The organism is Pseudomonas sp. LS2P72 (assembly GCF_054897865.1).
In genome coordinates, this window is record NZ_CM142708.1 from 2747476 (window position 1) to 2766162 (window position 18687).

Annotated in this window: 24 protein-coding genes, 1 tRNA gene, 4 pseudogenes and 1 riboswitch; of the genes and pseudogenes, 22 read left to right on the forward strand and 7 right to left on the reverse strand. The window is 55.3% G+C overall.

The window, feature by feature from the left end; genetic code table 11:
• Positions 1-12: 12 nt before the first annotated feature.
• From pheT to ACYZUA_RS12730, 6 genes are all read left to right on the forward strand, one after another.
• Complete coding sequence (gene pheT / locus ACYZUA_RS12705) at positions 13-2394, forward strand: phenylalanine--tRNA ligase subunit beta (RefSeq protein WP_461963358.1); 2382 nt, start codon at positions 13-15, stop codon at positions 2392-2394.
• Positions 2395-2397: 3 nt separating this feature from the next.
• Positions 2398-2700, forward strand: coding sequence for an integration host factor subunit alpha (gene ihfA, locus ACYZUA_RS12710; RefSeq protein ID WP_002553164.1), 303 nt, complete (start codon positions 2398-2400; stop codon positions 2698-2700).
• Complete coding sequence (locus ACYZUA_RS12715; RefSeq protein ID WP_003179985.1) at positions 2681-3037, forward strand: MerR family transcriptional regulator; 357 nt, start codon at positions 2681-2683, stop codon at positions 3035-3037. The genes ihfA and ACYZUA_RS12715 overlap by 20 nt, the downstream gene beginning before the upstream one ends.
• Positions 3038-3126: 89 nt before the next feature.
• Positions 3127-3203: transfer RNA gene (locus ACYZUA_RS12720), tRNA-Pro, on the forward strand.
• Between the two features lie 237 nt (positions 3204-3440).
• Positions 3441-3791, forward strand: a complete 351-nt coding sequence (locus tag ACYZUA_RS12725) for an ArsR/SmtB family transcription factor (protein ID WP_048377495.1) — start codon at positions 3441-3443, stop codon at positions 3789-3791.
• A 36-nt stretch (positions 3792-3827) separates the two neighbouring features.
• Positions 3828-4886, forward strand: coding sequence for a flavin-containing monooxygenase (locus ACYZUA_RS12730; protein ID WP_461963359.1), 1059 nt, complete (start codon positions 3828-3830; stop codon positions 4884-4886).
• A 41-nt stretch (positions 4887-4927) separates the two neighbouring features.
• On the opposite strand, the gene ACYZUA_RS12735 is transcribed toward ACYZUA_RS12730, so the two are convergent.
• On the reverse strand, positions 4928-6073 hold the full coding sequence (locus ACYZUA_RS12735; RefSeq protein WP_461963360.1) for an MFS transporter: 1146 nt from the start codon (positions 6071-6073) through the stop codon (positions 4928-4930).
• 194 nt (positions 6074-6267) lie between these two features.
• Between ACYZUA_RS12735 and ACYZUA_RS12740 the strand changes: the two genes are divergently transcribed.
• The 15 genes and pseudogenes from ACYZUA_RS12740 to ACYZUA_RS12810 all read left to right on the forward strand — a co-directional run.
• Positions 6268-6765, forward strand: a complete 498-nt coding sequence (locus ACYZUA_RS12740) for a MarR family winged helix-turn-helix transcriptional regulator (protein ID WP_461963361.1) — start codon at positions 6268-6270, stop codon at positions 6763-6765.
• A 64-nt stretch (positions 6766-6829) separates the two neighbouring features.
• Complete coding sequence (locus tag ACYZUA_RS12745) at positions 6830-7333, forward strand: arsinothricin resistance N-acetyltransferase ArsN1 family A (protein ID WP_193861937.1); 504 nt, start codon at positions 6830-6832, stop codon at positions 7331-7333.
• 11 nt (positions 7334-7344) lie between these two features.
• Positions 7345-8013 carry an FAD-dependent oxidoreductase gene (locus tag ACYZUA_RS12750; protein ID WP_461963362.1) on the forward strand — a complete coding sequence of 223 codons (669 nt, stop codon included), beginning with the start codon at positions 7345-7347 and terminating at the stop codon, positions 8011-8013.
• A gap of 12 nt (positions 8014-8025) precedes the next feature.
• A complete protein-coding gene (locus ACYZUA_RS12755; RefSeq protein ID WP_461963363.1) occupies positions 8026-8700 on the forward strand; it encodes a hypothetical protein in 675 nt (224 codons plus the stop codon).
• Positions 8701-9021: 321 nt separating this feature from the next.
• Positions 9022-9435: an arsenate reductase ArsC gene (locus ACYZUA_RS12760; RefSeq protein ID WP_461963364.1), complete on the forward strand. Its 414-nt coding sequence runs from the start codon at positions 9022-9024 to the stop codon at positions 9433-9435.
• A gap of 9 nt (positions 9436-9444) precedes the next feature.
• On the forward strand, positions 9445-9816 hold the full coding sequence (locus ACYZUA_RS12765) for a metalloregulator ArsR/SmtB family transcription factor (RefSeq protein WP_010455862.1): 372 nt from the start codon (positions 9445-9447) through the stop codon (positions 9814-9816).
• Positions 9817-9843: 27 nt separating this feature from the next.
• On the forward strand, positions 9844-10323 hold the full coding sequence (locus ACYZUA_RS12770; RefSeq protein ID WP_461963365.1) for an arsenate reductase ArsC: 480 nt from the start codon (positions 9844-9846) through the stop codon (positions 10321-10323).
• A gap of 17 nt (positions 10324-10340) precedes the next feature.
• Complete coding sequence (gene arsB / locus ACYZUA_RS12775) at positions 10341-11414, forward strand: ACR3 family arsenite efflux transporter (RefSeq protein WP_461963366.1); 1074 nt, start codon at positions 10341-10343, stop codon at positions 11412-11414.
• A complete protein-coding gene (gene arsH / locus ACYZUA_RS12780; RefSeq protein ID WP_461963367.1) occupies positions 11407-12123 on the forward strand; it encodes an arsenical resistance protein ArsH in 717 nt (238 codons plus the stop codon). Before arsB ends, arsH begins: the two co-directional genes overlap by 8 nt.
• Before the next feature lie 12 nt (positions 12124-12135).
• Positions 12136-12648, forward strand: a complete 513-nt coding sequence (locus ACYZUA_RS12785; protein WP_461963368.1) for a phosphatase domain-containing putative toxin — start codon at positions 12136-12138, stop codon at positions 12646-12648.
• 23 nt (positions 12649-12671) lie between these two features.
• Entirely contained in the window at positions 12672-13676 is a 1005-nt protein-coding gene (locus ACYZUA_RS12790; RefSeq protein WP_461963369.1) for an ArsJ-associated glyceraldehyde-3-phosphate dehydrogenase, read from the forward strand.
• A gap of 9 nt (positions 13677-13685) precedes the next feature.
• Positions 13686-14906, forward strand: coding sequence for an organoarsenical effux MFS transporter ArsJ (gene arsJ, locus ACYZUA_RS12795; protein WP_461963370.1), 1221 nt, complete (start codon positions 13686-13688; stop codon positions 14904-14906).
• 81 nt (positions 14907-14987) lie between these two features.
• Complete coding sequence (locus ACYZUA_RS12800; RefSeq protein WP_461963371.1) at positions 14988-15272, forward strand: hypothetical protein; 285 nt, start codon at positions 14988-14990, stop codon at positions 15270-15272.
• Positions 15273-15621: 349 nt separating this feature from the next.
• Positions 15622-15683: riboswitch (Fluoride riboswitch) on the forward strand.
• Positions 15684-15778: 95 nt separating this feature from the next.
• Complete coding sequence (gene crcB / locus ACYZUA_RS12805) at positions 15779-16174, forward strand: fluoride efflux transporter CrcB (protein ID WP_461963966.1); 396 nt, start codon at positions 15779-15781, stop codon at positions 16172-16174.
• A gap of 10 nt (positions 16175-16184) precedes the next feature.
• Positions 16185-16379: pseudogene (locus tag ACYZUA_RS12810) on the forward strand (DUF190 domain-containing protein); the annotation flags it as partial.
• Here ACYZUA_RS12810 and ACYZUA_RS12815 read toward each other — a convergent pair.
• The 5 genes and pseudogenes from ACYZUA_RS12815 to ACYZUA_RS12835 all read right to left on the reverse strand — a co-directional run.
• A pseudogene (locus tag ACYZUA_RS12815) lies at positions 16374-16493 on the reverse strand (LysR family transcriptional regulator); the annotation flags it as partial. The pseudogenes ACYZUA_RS12810 and ACYZUA_RS12815 sit on opposite strands and share 6 nt — an antisense overlap.
• An 88-nt stretch (positions 16494-16581) precedes the next feature.
• Positions 16582-16719 (reverse strand): annotated as a pseudogene (locus tag ACYZUA_RS12820) (hypothetical protein); the annotation flags it as partial.
• A gap of 3 nt (positions 16720-16722) precedes the next feature.
• Positions 16723-16974 (reverse strand): DUF2933 domain-containing protein, encoded by a 252-nt coding sequence (locus tag ACYZUA_RS12825; protein ID WP_048377480.1) that lies wholly within the window; start codon positions 16972-16974, stop codon positions 16723-16725.
• Between the two features lie 124 nt (positions 16975-17098).
• Positions 17099-17497 (reverse strand): hypothetical protein, encoded by a 399-nt coding sequence (locus ACYZUA_RS12830; RefSeq protein ID WP_151141722.1) that lies wholly within the window; start codon positions 17495-17497, stop codon positions 17099-17101.
• Positions 17498-17596: 99 nt separating this feature from the next.
• Positions 17597-17992: a hypothetical protein gene (locus tag ACYZUA_RS12835; protein WP_461963372.1), complete on the reverse strand. Its 396-nt coding sequence runs from the start codon at positions 17990-17992 to the stop codon at positions 17597-17599.
• A gap of 285 nt (positions 17993-18277) precedes the next feature.
• On the opposite strand from ACYZUA_RS12835, the pseudogene ACYZUA_RS12840 reads away from it, so the two are divergent.
• Positions 18278-18433 (forward strand): annotated as a pseudogene (locus tag ACYZUA_RS12840) (transporter associated domain-containing protein); the annotation flags it as partial.
• A gap of 44 nt (positions 18434-18477) precedes the next feature.
• Here ACYZUA_RS12840 and ACYZUA_RS12845 read toward each other — a convergent pair.
• Positions 18478-18606, reverse strand: a complete 129-nt coding sequence (locus ACYZUA_RS12845) for a hypothetical protein (protein ID WP_461963373.1) — start codon at positions 18604-18606, stop codon at positions 18478-18480.
• Positions 18607-18687 lie beyond the last annotated feature (81 nt).

Genomic DNA, 18687 nt, shown 5'->3' on the forward strand with positions numbered 1-18687 from the left:
TAGGAGAGCAGGATGAAATTCAGTGAACAATGGCTGCGTGGCTGGGTAAGCCCGCAGGTAAGTCGTGACGAGCTGGTTGCTCGTCTGTCGATGGCCGGTCTTGAGGTCGATAGCGTTACGCTGGCCGCCGGCGAATTCACCGGTGTGGTGGTGGGCGAGGTGCTGAGCACCGAACAGCACCCGGACGCCGACAAGCTGCGCGTTTGCCAGGTCAGCAATGGCTCGGAGACCTTCCAGGTCGTTTGCGGTGCGCCTAACGTGCGCCCGGGCCTGAAGATCCCGTTCGCCATGATCGGTGCCGAACTGCCAGGCGATTTCAAGATCAAGAAAGCCAAGCTGCGTGGAGTTGAGTCCAATGGCATGCTGTGCTCGCAAGCCGAGCTGCAAGTTGGTGAAGGCAACGATGGCCTGATGGAATTGCCAGCCGATGCGCCGGTCGGTCAGGACATTCGTGAATACCTGAGCCTGGACGACGCCAGCATCGAGGTCGACCTGACCCCGAACCGCGGCGACTGCCTGTCCCTGGCCGGTCTGGCCCGTGAAGTCGGCGCGTTGTACGCTGCTGAAGTCACCCGTCCGGTGGTTGCTGTCGTGCCAGCCGTACACGACGAAGTACGCTCGATCGAAGTGCTGGCGCCAGCCGCTTGCCCGCGTTACCTGGGGCGTGTGATCCGTAACGTCGATCTGTCCAAGCCAACGCCGCTGTGGATGGTCGAGCGTCTGCGTCGTGGCGACGTGCGCAGCATCGACGCTGCTGTCGACATCACCAACTACGTAATGCTGGAGCTGGGTCAACCACTGCATGCCTTCGATCTCGCCGAAATCAACGGCGGCATCCGCGTGCGAATGGCTGAAGAAGGCGAGAAGCTGGTACTGCTCGACGGTCAGGAAGTCAGCCTGCGTAGCGATACGCTGGTGATTGCCGACCACACCCGCGCCCTGGCCATTGCCGGCGTTATGGGTGGCGAGCACAGCGGTGTCAACACCGCGACCACTCGCGATGTGTTCCTCGAAAGCGCGTTTTTCGATCAGATTGCTGTCGCTGGCAAGGCCCGTTCCTATGGCCTGCACACTGACGCCTCGCACCGTTACGAGCGTGGCGTGGACTGGCAGTTGGCCCGTGAAGCGATGGAGCGCGCCACCGGCCTGCTGCTGGAAATCACTGGCGGCGAAGCTGGCCCGATCATCGAAACCGTCAGCGAGCAACACCTGCCGTCGATTGCGCCAGTTACTCTGCGTGCGCAACGCATCACTCAGATGCTGGGTATGGAAATGGATTCGGCCGAAGTCGAGCGACTGCTCAGCGGCTTGGGTCTGAAGATTTCTGCCGATGGGGCAGGGCAGTGGCGCGTAGAAGTGCCAAGCCACCGCTTCGACATCAGCCTGGAAGTTGATCTGATCGAAGAACTGGCTCGTCTGTATGGTTACAACCGTCTGCCGGTTCGCTACCCGCAAGCTCGTCTGGCGCCGCAAGCCAAGGCTGAGGCGCGGAGCGATCTGCCTGAGCTGCGCCGTCTGCTGGTAGCCCGTGGTTATCAGGAAGCGATCACCTACAGCTTCATCGATCCGAAACAGTTTGAGCTGTTTAATCCAGGTGTCGAACCGCTGTTGTTGGCCAACCCGATCTCGAACGACATGGCCGCCATGCGCTCGTCCCTGTGGCCGGGTCTGGTCAAGGCACTTCAGCACAACCTGAACCGTCAGCAAGATCGCGTCCGACTGTTCGAAAGCGGCCTGCGTTTTGTCGGTCAGCTGGAAGGCTTGAAGCAAGAGCCGATGCTGGCGGGTGTTGTTTGCGGTAGTCGTCTGCCGGAAGGTTGGGCACAAGGTCGCGATGTCGTGGATTTCTTTGACGTCAAAGCCGACGTGGAAGCGGTGCTGGGCTTCGCTGGGGCATTGGAGTCATTCACTTTTGTGCCGGGCAAACACCCTGCGTTGCACCCAGGTCAAACCGCGCGCATCGAACGTGAAGGCCGTTTGGTCGGCTTCGTCGGTGCTGTCCACCCTGAATTGTCGAAAACTCTCGGTCTCGACCGTCCGGTCTTCGTTTTCGAGCTGGTGCTGGCCGAAGTAGCATTGGGTAAAATGCCTAAATTCCAGGAGTTATCGCGCTTTCCTGAAGTGCGTCGTGATCTGGCACTCATTGCGGCCACGGACGTTGCGGCCAGCGCCGTACTGGACGTAATCCGTGAAAATGCAGGCGAATGGCTGACAGACCTCAGGCTATTTGACGTGTATCAGGGTAAAGGCATTGATCCTGATAGAAAAAGCCTTGCAGTCGGCTTGACCTGGCAGCATCCATCGCGCACTCTTAATGACGATGAGGTGAATACCACGACGCAAAACATCCTCACCTCGCTCGAACAAAGGTTGAACGCCACGTTAAGGAAGTGACGTATGGGGGCTCTGACGAAAGCTGAGATGGCGGAACGTCTGTATGAAGAGTTGGGCCTGAATAAACGGGAAGCCAAGGAATTGGTCGAACTGTTTTTTGAAGAAATCAGGCACGCTCTTGAAGACAACGAACAAGTCAAATTGTCCGGTTTCGGCAATTTCGACCTTCGGGACAAACGCCAGCGGCCTGGCCGCAATCCGAAAACGGGTGAAGAAATCCCGATCACGGCTCGCCGTGTGGTCACCTTTCGTCCAGGGCAGAAGTTGAAGGCCCGAGTTGAGGCTTATGCTGGAACCAAGTCATAACGACGAGCTACCCGTCATCCCAGGCAAACGCTACTTCACCATTGGTGAAGTCAGCGAGCTATGTGCGGTAAAACCGCACGTGTTGCGGTACTGGGAGCAGGAATTTCCTCAACTCAACCCCGTCAAACGCCGCGGAAACCGCCGGTATTATCAGCGACAAGACGTACTGATGATCCGGCAGATCCGCGCGCTTCTTTACGATCAGGGGTTCACCATCGGCGGCGCACGCCTGCGTTTGTCCGGCGATGAAGCCAAAGATGACACAACCCAATACAAGCAAATGATTCGCCAGATGATCGCCGAGCTGGAGGATGTTCTGGTGGTACTCAAGAAATAAATTCCTGCTTTTAGATACTTCCAGTTTTCAAAAGCTTGCGATATATTCTTGAGCGTTCTTCGAGAAGAGGAACGGATTTAACGCCTAGTCGGGGCGTAGCGCAGTCCGGTAGCGCACTAGCATGGGGTGCTAGGGGTCGAGTGTTCGAATCACTCCGTCCCGACCATATAAATCAAGGGGTTGCGAGACTTTATCTCGCGACCCCTTTTTATTTTCGAGCGTTTTTGCCCCTACAAAACGACTGGCTCTCGGTGGAATCTTTACCAACACCACCTGGGGTTACACCCTAAATTGTTGGCTTTCTCGGGGAGTTGGTTACCTTCACGGCACAGCTTTTAGCCTTAGGAGAGGTGCAATTGCAGAGTGTTGACGTGTGCATGGATATGCACATATAGTCGGTTGCATGACTAATCGAATCCTTAACCGAACCCGCGCAATTGACGCTGCAATCGAGTCTCTCGATGGCGCTTTCTTCAAGGCGCTTTGCGAGCCTTCGCGTGTAGCTGTGCTCAAGCGCGTGATGCAACTGGGGCGCGCCGACATCGGAGAGATTGCGGAAGCACTGCCCCAGGAACGCTCAGTTGTTTCCCGGCATCTGCAAGTACTGTTAGAGGCAGGTATCGTCCGCGGTACCAAGGTCAGCAGGCAGATGTTCTACGAGGTGGATGGTCCGGCAGTGGTGACACGCCTCGAAGCCATTCTTCAGCATATGAAAAGCCTCGCCCCATTCTGCTGCCCAGGTACGTCCGGATAGTTTTTTTTGCTCTGTAGTGTGCATGAGTGTGCATATATGAATGTAATAAATGAAATCTTGGATGTCATTGTGATCGGTGCAGGCCAGGCAGGATTAGCGTGCGGTTGGCACTTACAGCAGCAAAACCTTAGGTTCCTGATTTTGGATGCTGAGCGGTCACCGGGAGGGAATTGGCGCAATTACTACGACAGTCTGAAGCTTTTTTCTCCAGCTGCTTACTCGTCATTGCCAGGCATGCGCTTCCCGGCAGAACCTGATCATTACCCGCTTCGTGATGATGTCGTACGCTATCTGGAAGACTATGCAAAGGCATTCAGATTGCCAGTTCGTCAGTACACCCGCGTGCAGCATGTACGAAGAGAGCGCGAGCTGTTTCAGCTTCAAACGGACGATGGAGAAATTTTCTGCTCCAGGGCGCTGGTCGTGTGTACGGGGGGATTCAATCAGCCGTTCATTCCAGATATTCAAGGGCTTCAGGGCTTTCTCGGGCGCAGTTTGCACAGCGCGGAATATCGAAATGCCGAAGGCTTTGGTGATCAACGAGTGGTTGTGGTCGGTGCTGCGAACTCGGCTGTTCAAATTGCTTATGAACTGGCCCATGTGAGCAAAGTCGTGCTGGCAAGCAGGGAGCCAATTCGGTTTTTTCCACAAAAGATACTGGGTTCGGATTTTCATGCGTGGCTGAAATGGTCGGGGTTGGAAAAGACCCGTTGGTTGAATGACCAAAGTACGCCGGTGCTTGATGACGGGATCTATCGTCGAGCCCTTAAGAAAAAGTTGTTCGAGCGTAAGCCGATGTTCGAGGCGATAACACCAACCGGCGTGATCTGGGCTGATGGGCAGCACACTGAAGTCGATAGCCTGGTGTTTGCTACCGGATTTCGCCCGAACTTGGAATTTTTGAGCGGGTTGGAATGCCCAGGCGATGAATATTGGGCTCATCGTAACGGGCAGGCCGAGCACCTACCTGGGCTGTATTTTGTCGGTCTGCCGAAGCAACGGAACTTTGCTTCAGCGACCCTCAGAGGTGTCGGCCAGGATGCGTCTTACATCATGCCCAGCTTGATGCGATTTGTCCGCGATATGCCTGTTTAGAAGACAACTTGGCAGTTGACGAATCTCAACCGCAGCAACGTTTAGTCAGTGCGTCGAGTCGTTGGAAGGCGCCAGCTGGCGATGAAGCACAGCAAAACCAAACCGCACATAACGACAAGCAGTGCCGAGGCTCCAAAGTTCTGCAAAACAAATGCGGCGGCTATCGGGCCGCAGGCCTGGGCCACGAGTACCGGCCTGGCGAGAAGCCCCATTCTCACTCCGTAGCCTTGCGGGCCAAACAGCGCCAAGGGGAGGGTGCCGCGAGCGATCGTTAGGATGCCGTTGCCTGCACCGTAGAGTGCGATCGCCACGAAGGCCATCCAGGGCATCCCTGAGATCAATAATCCCAACCCGACCAGGCATAGAAACACACCGACCCGCGCTGACCAGGTCGGGTGGAGATTTCTGCCTATGGAAAACTCTGCCACCCGTGCCAAGACTTGCGAGGGACCAATCACCATGCCGATGGCCAAGGCCACAGCGGTCGCGATTCCCAGTTGCTTGAGGACATTAAGCAGGTGTACTGAGATACCTGATACGACCAGCGCTAGAACCGTCAGCATGGCGCCAATCAATAAGAATAGATAATTGGTGGTCTTGGGGTGAAGCTCGGACGCGCTGGGTGATTCTGTTATGACGGGGTGGGGTGGTTGTTTTGTGCTTCCAGGAATCAACAGCGAGTGGATGGGTAGCCCAATCAAGAGATGAGCAGCCGCGAGAACAAAGCAGGCGTTCCTCCAGCCGATCCAACTTTCCAGTCCTGCGATCACCGGCCAACCTATGGTACTGGCGAACCCACCTAACAAGGTCAGCCCGGTAATTGACGTTCGAGCCCCTTCGCCGAACAGTCGTCCCAGGGTTGAGAAGGCTGCGTCGTATAAACCCGCCGCCATGGCAACACCGATCAACGTCCAGGCGACATAGTAAGTGGCAACGTTGCCCGCCAATCCCATTAGTAGCATGCCGAGAGCCAGTAGCAGTGAACTGGCCGCTAGGACAGAGCGTCCGCCGTGGCGGTCAATCTGACGACCAACGGCCGGCGAGGAGGCTCCCGCTACCAAAAGTCCCCAGGACAGGCCGCCCACCACACTGGTAATGGACCATCCCGTCTCTTTGGTTATCGGAGACGCAAGTACTGCGGGCAAGTAGTAGGTCGAACCCCAGGCAAGAATCTGGGTGAAACCCATGGCCCATACGAGCCTGGAGCGATTGATCGGAGGATGAATCTGCTCTGGAAGTGTCACAACCGGTGCGTCCATTTTTTGTTGTCAGTGACAACAAGCTAGCGCCTTCCTTTGGCTATCGTCAACCGGGAGATCGGTGTTGACGATTTCGGGAAATCAGGATTACTGTTGCAGCTAACAACTAAATTGTGACGGTTATGACGAAGGGTAAAAACGATCAGCTGACTCAGGATTCCGAGGACTTGTACGAGGCGTTGAACCAACTGGTTCGCGTCCATCAGTTTCGTGATCGAGATCGGATCTGCTGTTACGACGTGTCTGTAACCCAGTGTTATGCCGTCGAAACACTGGTCAAAAGAGGCGCGCTGCGCCTTCAGGTCTTGGCGGAAGAAATGTTCTTGGACAAGAGCACGGCGAGTCGAGTGATCGATACCCTGGAGCGCAAAGGGTATGTGTCCCGCGTTGAGGATGATGAGGATCGGCGTGCGGTGCGAATTCAGGCAACGGATGCTGGACGTGAGCTATACGCGAAAATCAGAGCTGATCTGATTGCTGAGGAACGAGCGATGATTGAGAACCTCTCGGCTGAGGCCCGGCAGGGAGCGCTTAGTTTACTCAGGCAGATTACGAGGGCCACGGAGATTCGCTGCGGGCTCGTGAGTGAATGCTGCCCTGCGGTGAAGAGCAAGGAATGAAAGGGAAGAACTTTCCTTTTTTTGCCAATAATGTTGTTACTACCAACGTAATGGGGCTCCAACAATGCGAGTTCGTTTAGCTGAAACTAAAGACACTGTTTCAATAGCCGCCATCTACAACCAGGGGATCGAGGAGCGTAGCTCTACGTTTGAAACGACTCCTCGAAGCCCGGCAGACATGCTTGATCGCATCAAATCAATGGAGCGCTATCCAGTGTTGGTCATGGTCGATGAGACGGATCAGGTTGTTGGATGGGCAGGACTCAGTAGTTATCGCGCTCGTGCCTGTTACGACGGCATTGCGGATTTTTCCATTTACCTAGATCGCAGTGTTCGCGGCCAGGGGCTAGGCAAACAGTTACTTCAGTCACTGCTGAAAGAAGCCGAAGCTCGCGGATTCTGGAAAGTCCTTTCACGCATTTTTACCTTCAATCACTCCAGCCTCGCATTGTGCGAAGCCTGCGGTTTCCGCCAAGTGGGGGTATATGAAAAACACGCCTGCCTAGAAGGACGTTGGCTCGACTGCGCGATTGTCGAGCGCCTGTTCCCGAACAATCAGCCAACCTGAAGGAGTCGATCATGGATAACACTCACCTTCCCGTCGCCATAATCGGTGCAGGCCCAGTGGGCCTCGCCACAGCCGCTCACCTGCTGGCCAGAGGTATCACTCCGCTGATCCTGGAAGCTGGTCCGGAAGCTGGGGCCAGCATTGAAGAATGGGCGCATGTGAAGATGTTCTCTCCGTGGCAGTTCAATGTGGACAAGGAGGCGGCCAATCTTCTGCTGGCCGATGGTTGGACTCCACCACCGGAGAACGAGTATCCAACGGGTCGTGAACTGCTGGACCGGTTTGTTCGACCTCTCGCGGACCTCGAACAGATCAAGCGTCACTTGCAGCTCAATACCCGTGTTCTGGCAGCCACTCGCGTCGATCAGGATGTGATGAAGACCCAGGGCAGATCGGCAGCTCCTTTTTTACTGCGTGTCGCAGGGCCAGCGGGTGAACAGGATGTGCTTGCCAGTGCTGTCATTGATGCCTCTGGCACCTACCTGACACCAAACTGGATGGGCGCCCATGGCATCCCTGCATTGGGCGAGATCGAGCATGCAGCGCACATTGCGTACGGCATTCCGGAGGTGCTGGGTCGTGCGCGGAATCGCTATGCCAACAAAAGAGTGCTGGTGGTGGGTGGTGGTCACTCCGCGTTTAACGCCCTACAGGATCTGGTGCGTCTGATTCAGGAGTAACCGCAAACCAAAGTGCTCTGGGCGATCCGGGGTAATTCTCTTGAGCGCATTCTGGGTGGTGGTGCGAATGATCAATTGGAAGAGCGCGGAAAGCTCGGCCTGAAGATTCGCCAATTGCTGAATGACGGCGTGATCGAGCTGTTCAAAAACGTCGCTATCGATCAGGTTGTAGGCAATGGCCAAGGGTTGGTTGTGAGGGCGGGAGACCAGATACTTCCACCTGTGGACCAAATCATTGTGGCGACTGGATTCCGACCTGACATGAGCCTGCTCGCCGAGTTGCGTATCGCACTTGATCCCGCAACTCAAAGCGCAGTGTTGCTCGCTCCAATGATCGATCCCAACGAGCACAGCTGCGGTACGGTCAGACCTCATGGCGCGATAGAACTTGCCCATCCTGAGGAAGGTTTGTTCATTGTTGGGATGAAGAGCTATGGTCGGGCGCCTACGTTCTTGTTGATGACTGGGTATGAGCAAGTTCGCTCTGTCGTCGCGGCGCTGGCGGGTGATTGGGATGCGGCCAAAAGGGTTGAACTGATCCTCCCGGAAACGGGCATTTGCAACTCGGATTTCGATGAAGTCGATGATCGCTTGAAGGCTTCGGCAAGTCAGACGTCTTGTTGTGGCACCGGAGAGACAATCCTTGAGGCCGCGCCTCGTACCTCGCCGGGTTGTTGCAAAGCCTAGTGCGCAGCAACCGAACCCGCCCTCGATGACCGGGGCGGGTTAGGGGCGACCTTCTTATTTTCTTTTGCACGTCCAGGTAGTCCTTGAACCAAGGAGCGACCTATTTCTGCGTGAGTGACAGATTCATTACAGAAACCATATATACACCACCGCAGATATTTGAAGAGACACGGAAGGCTGGCTAGCGCCGTAATACACAGCTTTCATTGAAGGTACTCGGCGGAGTCCAATCGTTTTGATGGGTTAATGGGTCGTTGGCTCTTTACCTTGCATGCGGAAAAACATATATTCGTCAAACCGCATATGAGCTGAGACTTCACAATGACCAGCAAAGCCCGTGTCCTGTTCGTCTGTACTTCCAACGCTGCACGCTCCCAGTTGGCCCAAGCGTTGCTGAGGCATACCGATTCGGAGCATTTCGAGGCGTTCAGCGCCGGCACAACTCCAACTCAGGTAGATCCGCGCACCTTCGAGGCGCTTTCACACATCGGTGTGAGCACCGAAGGATTACGTAGCAAGTCGTTAGACGAGTTCGGTGGTGAGCATTTCGATTACGTCATCACCTTGTGTGATAAAGCCGCAGCGGAATGCCTGTCTTTACCTGGAGCGGGTGAGGCATTGGCCTGGAGTTTTGAAGACCCGGTCACCAGCACCAAACCCGATGCCTTCCGTCACACCCTTCACGAAATTCATGAGCGCATCAAGATGTTCGTCTTGGTCAAAAACAAACACTGAGAAAACGATATGGCTGACCATCTGACACCGACCACTGTTTTCAAATGCCTTGCTGACGACACTCGGGTCCGCACGATGATGCTCATCACCCGTGAAGGAGAGCTTTGTGTTTGCGAGCTGACCTGCGCGTTGAACGAGAGTCAGCCAAAAATCTCCAGGCACCTAGCGCAACTGCGTACTTGCGGCCTGTTGTCGGACCGTCGGCAAGGCCAATGGGTGTATTACCGACTGCACCCGAATCTCCCTGATTGGGTTCATCAAGTGCTGACCACCGTGCTGGAAAGCAACAAGCACTGGTTGAGCCCTGATGCCAAACGCCTTGATGAAATGGGTGACCGTCCTGAACGGGCAGCCGTGTGCTGTGAAAGCAAAATCGCCTGATTCCGCCTTCGACTACGAGATCGCTCGATGAAAATCCTGTTCCTCTGCACTGCCAATAGCTGTCGCAGCATCCTTTGTGAGGCGGTTTTCAATCACTTGGCACCGGAAGACATGAAAGCCTACAGCGCGGGCAGTCAACCCAAAGGCGAAGTGCATCCGCTGAGTCTCAAAACTTTGGAAAACGCCGGTATGTCGACGCTCGGGCTGTTCAGTAAGTCCAGCGATGTCCATGTGAATTTGGCACCTGATTTCGTCATCACGGTGTGCGACAAGGCAGCTGGTGAAGCCTGTCCGGTATTTTTTGGACCCGCCACCAAAGCCCACTGGGGGCTGGCTGACCCTTCGGAATACCACGGTACTCAAGAAGAGATCGAGGCGGCTTTTGAAGCCACCTTGGAGCAGATCAAAACCCGTATTGAAGCTTTCTCGGCTTTCTCGGCTTTACCGCTTGCCCAACTGAGTGCCGAACAGCTCAAGGCAGAGCTGGCCCTGATTGGCACGCTGTAACCACAGGAGCAATGACCATGAGTAAAAGCCGCCTTTCCTTCCTGGACCGATACCTGACCCTTTGGATTTTTCTCGCCATGGCCTTGGGCATCGGTTTGGGGAGCCTGTTTGAAGGCTGGCCGCAGTGGCTCAACAGTCTTTCTGTGGGCACAACCAACGTCCCCATCGCTATCGGCTTAATCGTGATGATGTATCCGCCTCTGGCCAAGGTTCGTTATGAGGAACTGCCGGAAGTCTTCAAGGACAAGCGCATCCTCGTTTTGTCTTTGGTCCAGAACTGGGTCATTGGCCCGGTGCTGATGTTCGCACTGGCGATCATTTTCTTGCGGGACCAGCCGGAATACATGACGGGCCTGATCCTGATCGGCTTGGCTCGCTGCATCGCGATGGTGCTGGTCTGGAATCAGATCGCAGGTGGCAACAATCAGTACGTCGCCGGATTGGTGGCGTTCAACAGCATCTTCCAGATCCTGTTTTTCAGTGTGTATGCCTGGGTCTTCCTTGGTCTGCTGCCGCCGCTGTTTGGGTTGGAAGGCAGTGTGATTGAGACCAGCTTTGTCAGCATTGCCGAGTCCGTCCTGATCTACCTGGGTGTGCCGTTCCTGGCAGGCTACCTGACTCGCAAGATCCTCATTGCCCGTAAAGGTGAAGCTTGGTTTCAGGAGCGCTTCATTCCAAAGATCAGCCCGCTGACACTGGTGGCACTGTTGTTGACCATCGTGGCCATGTTCAGCCTCAAGGGTGATGTGGTGCTGCAATTGCCGCTGGATGTATTGCGTATCGCGATCCCTCTGACGATCTACTTCGTGGTGATGTTTTTCATCAGTTTCTGGATGGGCAAGCTGCTCAAGGCTGACTATCCGCGCACCACCGCACTGGCTTTCACAGCCGCAAGCAACAACTTCGAACTGGCGATTGCCGTCGCCATTGCCACCTTCGGCCTGGCTTCCCCGGTCGCTTTCGCCACGGTGATTGGCCCGTTGGTGGAAGTGCCGGTATTGATTTCTCTGGTCGGTGTGGCCCTCTGGTTGAAACGCCGCTGGTTCGATGAATCCAAGAGCGCCGTTGCGCAGGACAAAGACTATGTTTGATGACCATATCCCCCAACTCGATACCGAACTGGTTGATCTCCCATCGACAGACAAACTCGGTATCGAAAAGACCTCCATCCACAAGCCGCGCATTTTGCTGCTGTACGGATCGACCCGTGAACGCTCCTTCAGTCGTCTGCTCGTAGAGGAAGCTGCTCGACTGCTGGAGCACTTCGGCGCCGAGGCGCGGGTTTTCAATCCGTCAGGTTTACCGCTGCCAGATGATGCTCCGGACGATCACCCACGCGTGAAGGAATTGCGCGAGCTGATGCTGTGGTCCGAGGGGCAGGTCTGGTGCTCTCCAGAACGTCACGGCTCCATGAGCGCAGTGTTCAAGGCACAGATCGACTGGGTGCCGCTGGCCATGGGCGCGGTACGCCCGACCCAGGGCAAAACTCTCGCCGTCATGCAGGTGTGCGGTGGCTCGCAGTCGTTCAACGTGGTCAATCAGCTGCGAGTGCTGGGACGTTGGATGCGCATGTTCACCATCCCCAACCAATCCTCCGTGCCGAAGGCCTATATGGAATTCGACGACAACGGCCGGATGAAGCCTTCTCCCTTCTACGACCGCGTCGTTGATGTGATGGAAGAGCTGGTGAAATTCACGCTGCTGCTTCGCGACCGTCAGGACTATCTGGTGGATCGTTATTCCGAGCGCAAAGAGTCAGCGGAAGAACTCATGAAACGTGTCAATCAGCGCTCCCTCTGAGGATTTTTCAACGTGCAACAACACCCTTATTCCGTACTGCCTCTGGCACAGTTCAAAGGCCAATTGATCTTCACCCCGTGCCCAGGCACGAAGGGCCCCCGACCTTTCGAGGCGTTGCAAACCCTCAAGGATGCAGGGGCATCGGCGTTGCTGACGCTGATGCCAACAGAAGAGTTGCTTCAGAACGAGATCGACCTGCTGCCCGAAGAGTGCCAAATGCTCGGCATCGAGTGGTTTCACCTGCCAGTAGAAGACGATCAAGCGCCTGGCGAAGCATTCAAGGCCGCATGGGACCAGCATCATTCACGACTTAAGCAGTTGCTGACCGAAGGGAAAACCATTGCCATCCATTGCAAGGGGGGCTCGGGCCGCACCGGATTGGTCGCCGCTCAACTGTTGATCGAGAGCGGTATGCCATTCAGCGATGCCATCCGCGATGTTCAGTCGTTGCGTCCACGCGCCATTCAGCATCCTGCCCATATTAAATACATCGGCCAGTTCGACCCTCAGTCGAACTCCCTCTGACAACAGATACAGAGCACAACAACATGGCTATCAAAGTTGGAATCAATGGTTTTGGTCGGATCGGTCGCCTCGCGCTGCGAGCAGCCTGGAGCTGGCCAGAGTTTGAATTCGTGCAGATCAACGATCCGGCAGGCGATGCAGTAACCCATGCGCACCTGATCAACTTTGACTCTGTGCATGGTCGTTGGCACAACGAAGCCAGCGCAGAAGGCGATCATGTAGTGATTGGCGGCAAGCGCATCAAGGTGACCGCGAACAAAGCGATTGCCGACACCGACTGGTCGGATTGCGATCTGGTGATTGAGGCCAGCGGCAAGATGAAAACCGTCGCTGTGCTTCAGGCTTACCTGGATCAGGGCGTTAAGCGTGTGGTGGTCTGCGCTCCGGTGAAGGAAAAAGGCGCGTTGAACGTGGTGATGGGTGTAAACCAGCACCTGTTCGACCCTGCGCAGCACCGCATCGTCACCGCTGCTTCATGCACCACCAACTGTCTGGCGCCCGTGGTGAAAGTCATCCACGAAAAGCTGGGCATTCGCCACGGCTCGATCACCACCATCCACGACCTGACCAACACCCAAAGCATCCTAGATCAGCCACACAAGGATCTGCGCCGTGCGCGTGCCTCCGGCATGAGCCTGATCCCAACCAGTACCGGCTCGGCCACCGCCATTGCCGAAATCTTTCCGGAGCTGCGTGGGCGCCTGAATGGTCACGCGGTACGCGTGCCGCTGGCCAACGCTTCGTTGACCGACTGTGTCTTCGAGGTCGAGCGGGCCACCACTGTCGAGGAGGTGAATCAGTTCCTCAAGGACGCCTCCGAGAACGAGCTGAAAGACATCCTCGGCTTCGAGGAACGTCCACTGGTGTCCATCGACTACCGCACCGATCCACGCTCATCGATCATCGATGCGCTATCGACCATGGTCATCAACGGTACCCAGGTCAAACTCTATGCCTGGTACGACAACGAATGGGGCTATGCCAACCGCACCGTCGAACTGGCCAAAATGGTCGGTCTGGTAATCTAAGGAGCGGTCATGAAAGCGTTGTCAGGCCTCGCTCCGGAAGTGCGGCAGTACCTGCTCGTCACGGGCAACTACTGGGCATTCACGCTCACCGACGGCGCTTTGCGTATGTTGGTGGTGCTGCACTTTCACGCGTTGGGCTACAGCCCACTGCAAATCGCGGCGTTGTTTCTGTTCTACGAACTCTTTGGCGTGATCACCAACCTGGTGGGTGGCTACCTTGGCGCTCGGCTGGGTCTGAACCGAACCATGAACATCGGGCTGGGCATCCAGGTCGCGGCGCTGTTGATGCTGACAGTGCCCTCGGCCTTGCTGACCATCCCATGGGTGATGGGCGCTCAGGCATTGTCGGGGATTGCCAAAGACCTGAACAAGATGAGTGCGAAAAGCTCCATCAAGCTTCTGGTTCCTGATGGGCAGCAGGGCAAGCTCTACAAGTGGGTGGCGATCCTCACCGGCTCGAAGAACGCACTCAAGGGTGTCGGCTTCTTTCTCGGCGGAGCCTTGCTGGCACTCATCGGCTTCAAAGGCGCCTTGCTGGCCATGGCGGGTGTCTTGGCGCTGATCTGGATCAGCAGCTTGATTCTGTTGAAGAAGGACTTGGGCAAAGCCAAAGCCAAGCCAAAGTTTCGCGACATTCTGTCCAAAAGCCGGGCGATCAATATCCTCTCAGCGGCGCGGATGTTCCTGTTCGGCGCCCGCGATGTCTGGTTTGTAGTGGCATTGCCGGTGTACCTGAGCAGTGTCTTCGGCTGGGACTTCTGGAAGGTCGGTGGATTTCTGGCGGTCTGGGTGATTGGCTACGGCATCGTGCAGTCCTTCGCGCCCAACATCACTGGAAAGAAACGGGAGCACGTACCGGATGGTCGTGCGGCGTTTTTGTGGGCACTTGCACTGGCGGGCCTGCCCGCGGCCATTGCTCTCGCTCTGTACACCGGGCTGTCGCAACAGGTGGTGCTGCTCGGCGGACTGATGGTTTTTGGTGCGTTGTTCGCAGTGAATTCGTCGCTGCACAGCTACCTGATCGTGTCCTACGCCAAGGAAGATGGCGTGTCGCTGGATGTGGGTTTTTATTACATGTCCAACGCCATGGGACGGTTGATCGGCACGGTACTCTCCGGCTGGGTTTATCAGGTGTATGGGCTGGGGGCGTGCTTGTGGATATCGAGCGCCTTTGTGCTGCTCGCAGCACTGATTTCTATCGGGTTACCGAGGCATGCCGAGGCGATGTGAAGCCGCTCTGAAAGGCTTGCAGCCAATCGCTACCAGCAGCCAGGCATTTGAGGTAAGGCAGGCAAGTGTTGGAGGCAAGTCATGAACCGGTTCACAAGTGTCTTAACTGTTTCACCCGTTTTGCTCGCAGTGATGCTAGGCAGTGGCTGCGATCAAAAAGAGTCATCCCCTAAGCAATCGTTTGAAATGGATAAAACGGTTGTTGGGACTTGGGCTGAAGGTGAATGGACCACCTCCGAATCTCAGAATCAGGCGCCCCTTGCCTTCAAGATTTCAGGGGAAAAGCTGATTCTGAGTGGGTGTTCCTTCTCCACCCAGAGCCTGCTAAGCCCAATTGAAAAACATGCGTACCTTGTACTCAAGTAAGAGGGCTCTTGTTCGGTAAGCCCAGTGCCTCACAGCATAACCCTGAACCGAAAAGGAAATTGTCAGGCACAGGTCGAGTTGTACGCCTCATTGTCGAGTGTCAACAAAGTTGTCCCGGAGCAGTCGGGTGTATACACCAAAGCGGGTTGTATTGATGCCTCGACTCAATGATCAGTTGGAAAACGATCCATTTCTTGAACGGCAATGCGAGGGGCGTGGGGTATTCTGGTCGGCGTTGTGGATGCGAAACCTGTTCAGTCGATAACCGCCTGGTCACAACTGCTAGTCTTGAAAAGTACGTGCCTATCAACATTTGGTGGCTTGAAAGTCTTAGCGCCGCTGCTATAGGATAAAAACAGGAGATGGCATTCCTCCTTTAACCGCCTTCGTGCTGATGATGCCTACGTGAACCCTGGACAGGGTGCGTAGGTGTGTCCCTGTCCTCCAATTTAGGACAGGATCGTGACTTCAAATCTCATATCAGCCCCCTCTCGTACTGTGCGGTTATCAGCACCTCCTCGGCTAAATCAGCCCTAGTTATCGCTATCGGCGCATCGCTTGGTGCCTGGTTACGTTGGCTCCTAGGTATAAAGCTAAACGCGTTGTTCCCGACAATTCCCCCTGGGACTGTGGTGGCGAACATGGTCGGGGGCTACATCATTGGCTTGGTCCTCGCATTCTTGGCCGCATCCCCCTCCCTAAGCCCTGAGTGGTGCCTGCTGATCATCACGGGGTTCTGTGGGGGGCTTACTACTTTCTCCACGTTTTCAGCCGAAACAGTTGCCCTGATTCAGGAGGGCAGACTGCTCTGGGCGTTCGGCTCAATTTCATTACACGTCGTAGGCTCGTTGGTAATGACCGCTGCCGGGCTTTTGTCCTATCAAATGATTGGCACGCGCTGAGGAGATGAACATGAAAGGTTTTCTAGTGGTTTTCTTTACTCAACAGAATCGTCGCTATCAAGGGAAGATGCTCGGCGAATGGATTGTTGATTTGGCCAAAGAAATGGGCCTGCGTGGTGCGACCCTGTCTACGGGTATCGAGGGTTTTGGACACACCGGTAGGTTGCATTCCGCGCACTTTTTTGAGCTGGCGGATCAACCAACTCCCCAGTTCCAAGGGTTTGAAAATGACATTGGGGGGCAGCGCCCGCCCGGCATGGGCGGGTAGTAACCCGACGCCGAGTCCGGCGGAAACCAGCGCGAGCATCGTGGTGAATTTGGACTTGTTCGATTTTCAGTTGAGATATTCGATAACGCTTGGGCGCTGCCCTGAAGGTCGTTTGGTATTTCTGGCTGCAGAACCGGTAGTTTTGCCCCTCATATTCCGTGCTGAACTGGCTGTCGTTACTGACGGTCATGCCACATACCGGATCATGGGAGCCGGTGAGTTGGGGTTCAGACTTCTGTAATGGGTCGTGCTCTGAACGAAGCTCAGGGGTGGGCATGAGCTAACTCCTGTTCGCATCCTTGGTTGAGGCTGAGGTTTCGCCGTGATGACGGTGACCACCGTGGTGGTGCCCGAAAAAATGCATCAGCGGGCACAACAGCAAAATCATGTAAGGCAGTAAGCCCAGCATATGGCCGTAGTGTTCTCTTGCCAGATAGAACAGCACGATCACCAGCAGCATGCCGAGTGCTATGCCGGGTTTGCTCCTCCAAAATGTTGGGGAGGTGTTAGCGGAATGTGGTGAATTCATCATGGTTCTGTACTCCTGAGGGAAGTGCTGTTAGTGATGCTTCGTATAGGTCAACGGGCGGCAGTTTTACCCTTGGCTTATTGGCAAAGGTAAAACCGCCGTTGCATTGCCTACAGGCTTGTACGCGTCACTTGCTCATCGGCATCTTCATCATGCTCGATTGCTGATCCATCATTTTCATCATCATGTTCATCATTCCCATCTCCATGCCGTCTTTGTTGCCGGCCATGCCCATGCCATGACAGTTCTTATGCATCATGGCCATGCTGTCCTTCATCGTCTTCATGCTCTCCTGCATGGCGGCGTGTCGCTCGGCAGGGGTCTTGGCGGCGGCTGCCTTGTCGTGTGCAGCCTGCATTTTTTGCATTTGCTCGGTCATGACATTGTTTTGCATCGGCGTAGCTGCTTCGCTTGTCTGGGCGGGCGTGGTCGGCGTCTGCTCCGGGTGATGCTCATCGACTGCCGAGGCCATGAGTGGGCTGCTCACGAGCAGGGTGGCGAGGATAAATTTCAATGAGGCATGCATGGCAATCTCCAATGGGTGAGGACAACTCAGGTAATACCAAGCCGCACCATGTTGGCGCAGTCAGACAGTGCGCCGAAGATCGGCGCGCAGAAGGTCGGATTAATCGTTGAAACGGACGAAAATCAGGCGGGCAGGCGGTCTGGCCGGTACAGGGCGCCGTAATGCAAGAAAGGCAAAAGCGGAGGGGTTGGCGAGCGACAAAATCAGCAACGCAGGGATCAGGAACAGAAACGTCCCACTGAACAGGTCAAATATTTGAAGAGGGAGCGAAGGACTTACAGCTATTGCCGCATCGGCGCAGTGCTTAAGGCAACCGAGGGCATGGGTGTCGTGGCTATCGTGATCTTGCGCGGTGTTCAGCGAGACATGAGTTGTAGCCGGATTGTGGCTGGGCTGTACCAGACATCCCTGGGTCGCTGCCAGACCAAACGCTAACACCCACAGCACGATGGCGAGGCGTATGAACGTTGGTTGACGATGGCGAAACCAGAACATGGAGAATCACCGGTACTGATTAGCGGGTTTTGATTTTTCAACATACAGCACATCGAAGTGCCACGGTTGATCCACATCAATTTATGCAGCCGGGTGTCGGCTCTCGTGGTGTGGTCAAATTGTAAGGTCTACATCGACCTTTCAAAGGTTTACCCCTCTTTGCCGTTCTTTACTAGCAGCTTGTGGGGCACCGCCTCTTCATTACCCTTTTTATTAATGGTGAGTTGAGTGCAAGCGGTCGCAGTGACTGAAGCTGCTTTTTGAATCAAATAATCTGAGCTGACGTCAACTGATGACTATCAGACGCTCGCGGGGTTGGTCATGAGCAAGCTAGATCGTCTGCCGATCATTGGGGATAAGCTCAAGTGGCAGGAGTGGAGCATGACGGTTGTAGAGGTCGAAGAGTGTCGGGTGAGGAGGGTGTTGTTGAGTAAAGAATAAATGTAGAAACGAAGGCCGCATTTGCGGCCTTGTTTTTTAGGGTGTTACTCGTGTGAATGGCCGTGCTCAGCGCTTTCGGAGGTTGCGCCTTTCTCTCCACCACCGCATGCCGTCATCAGGCCAAGGAAGCAGATCAGGACCATCGAACGAATCAGCGTTGTTGGGAGTTTCATGGGAAGACTCTTCAAAAATGGATGAAATAAATGGGCTGTGGTAAGGCTGAGCGCTGCATTTTCTGCGGTAGAACAGCCATC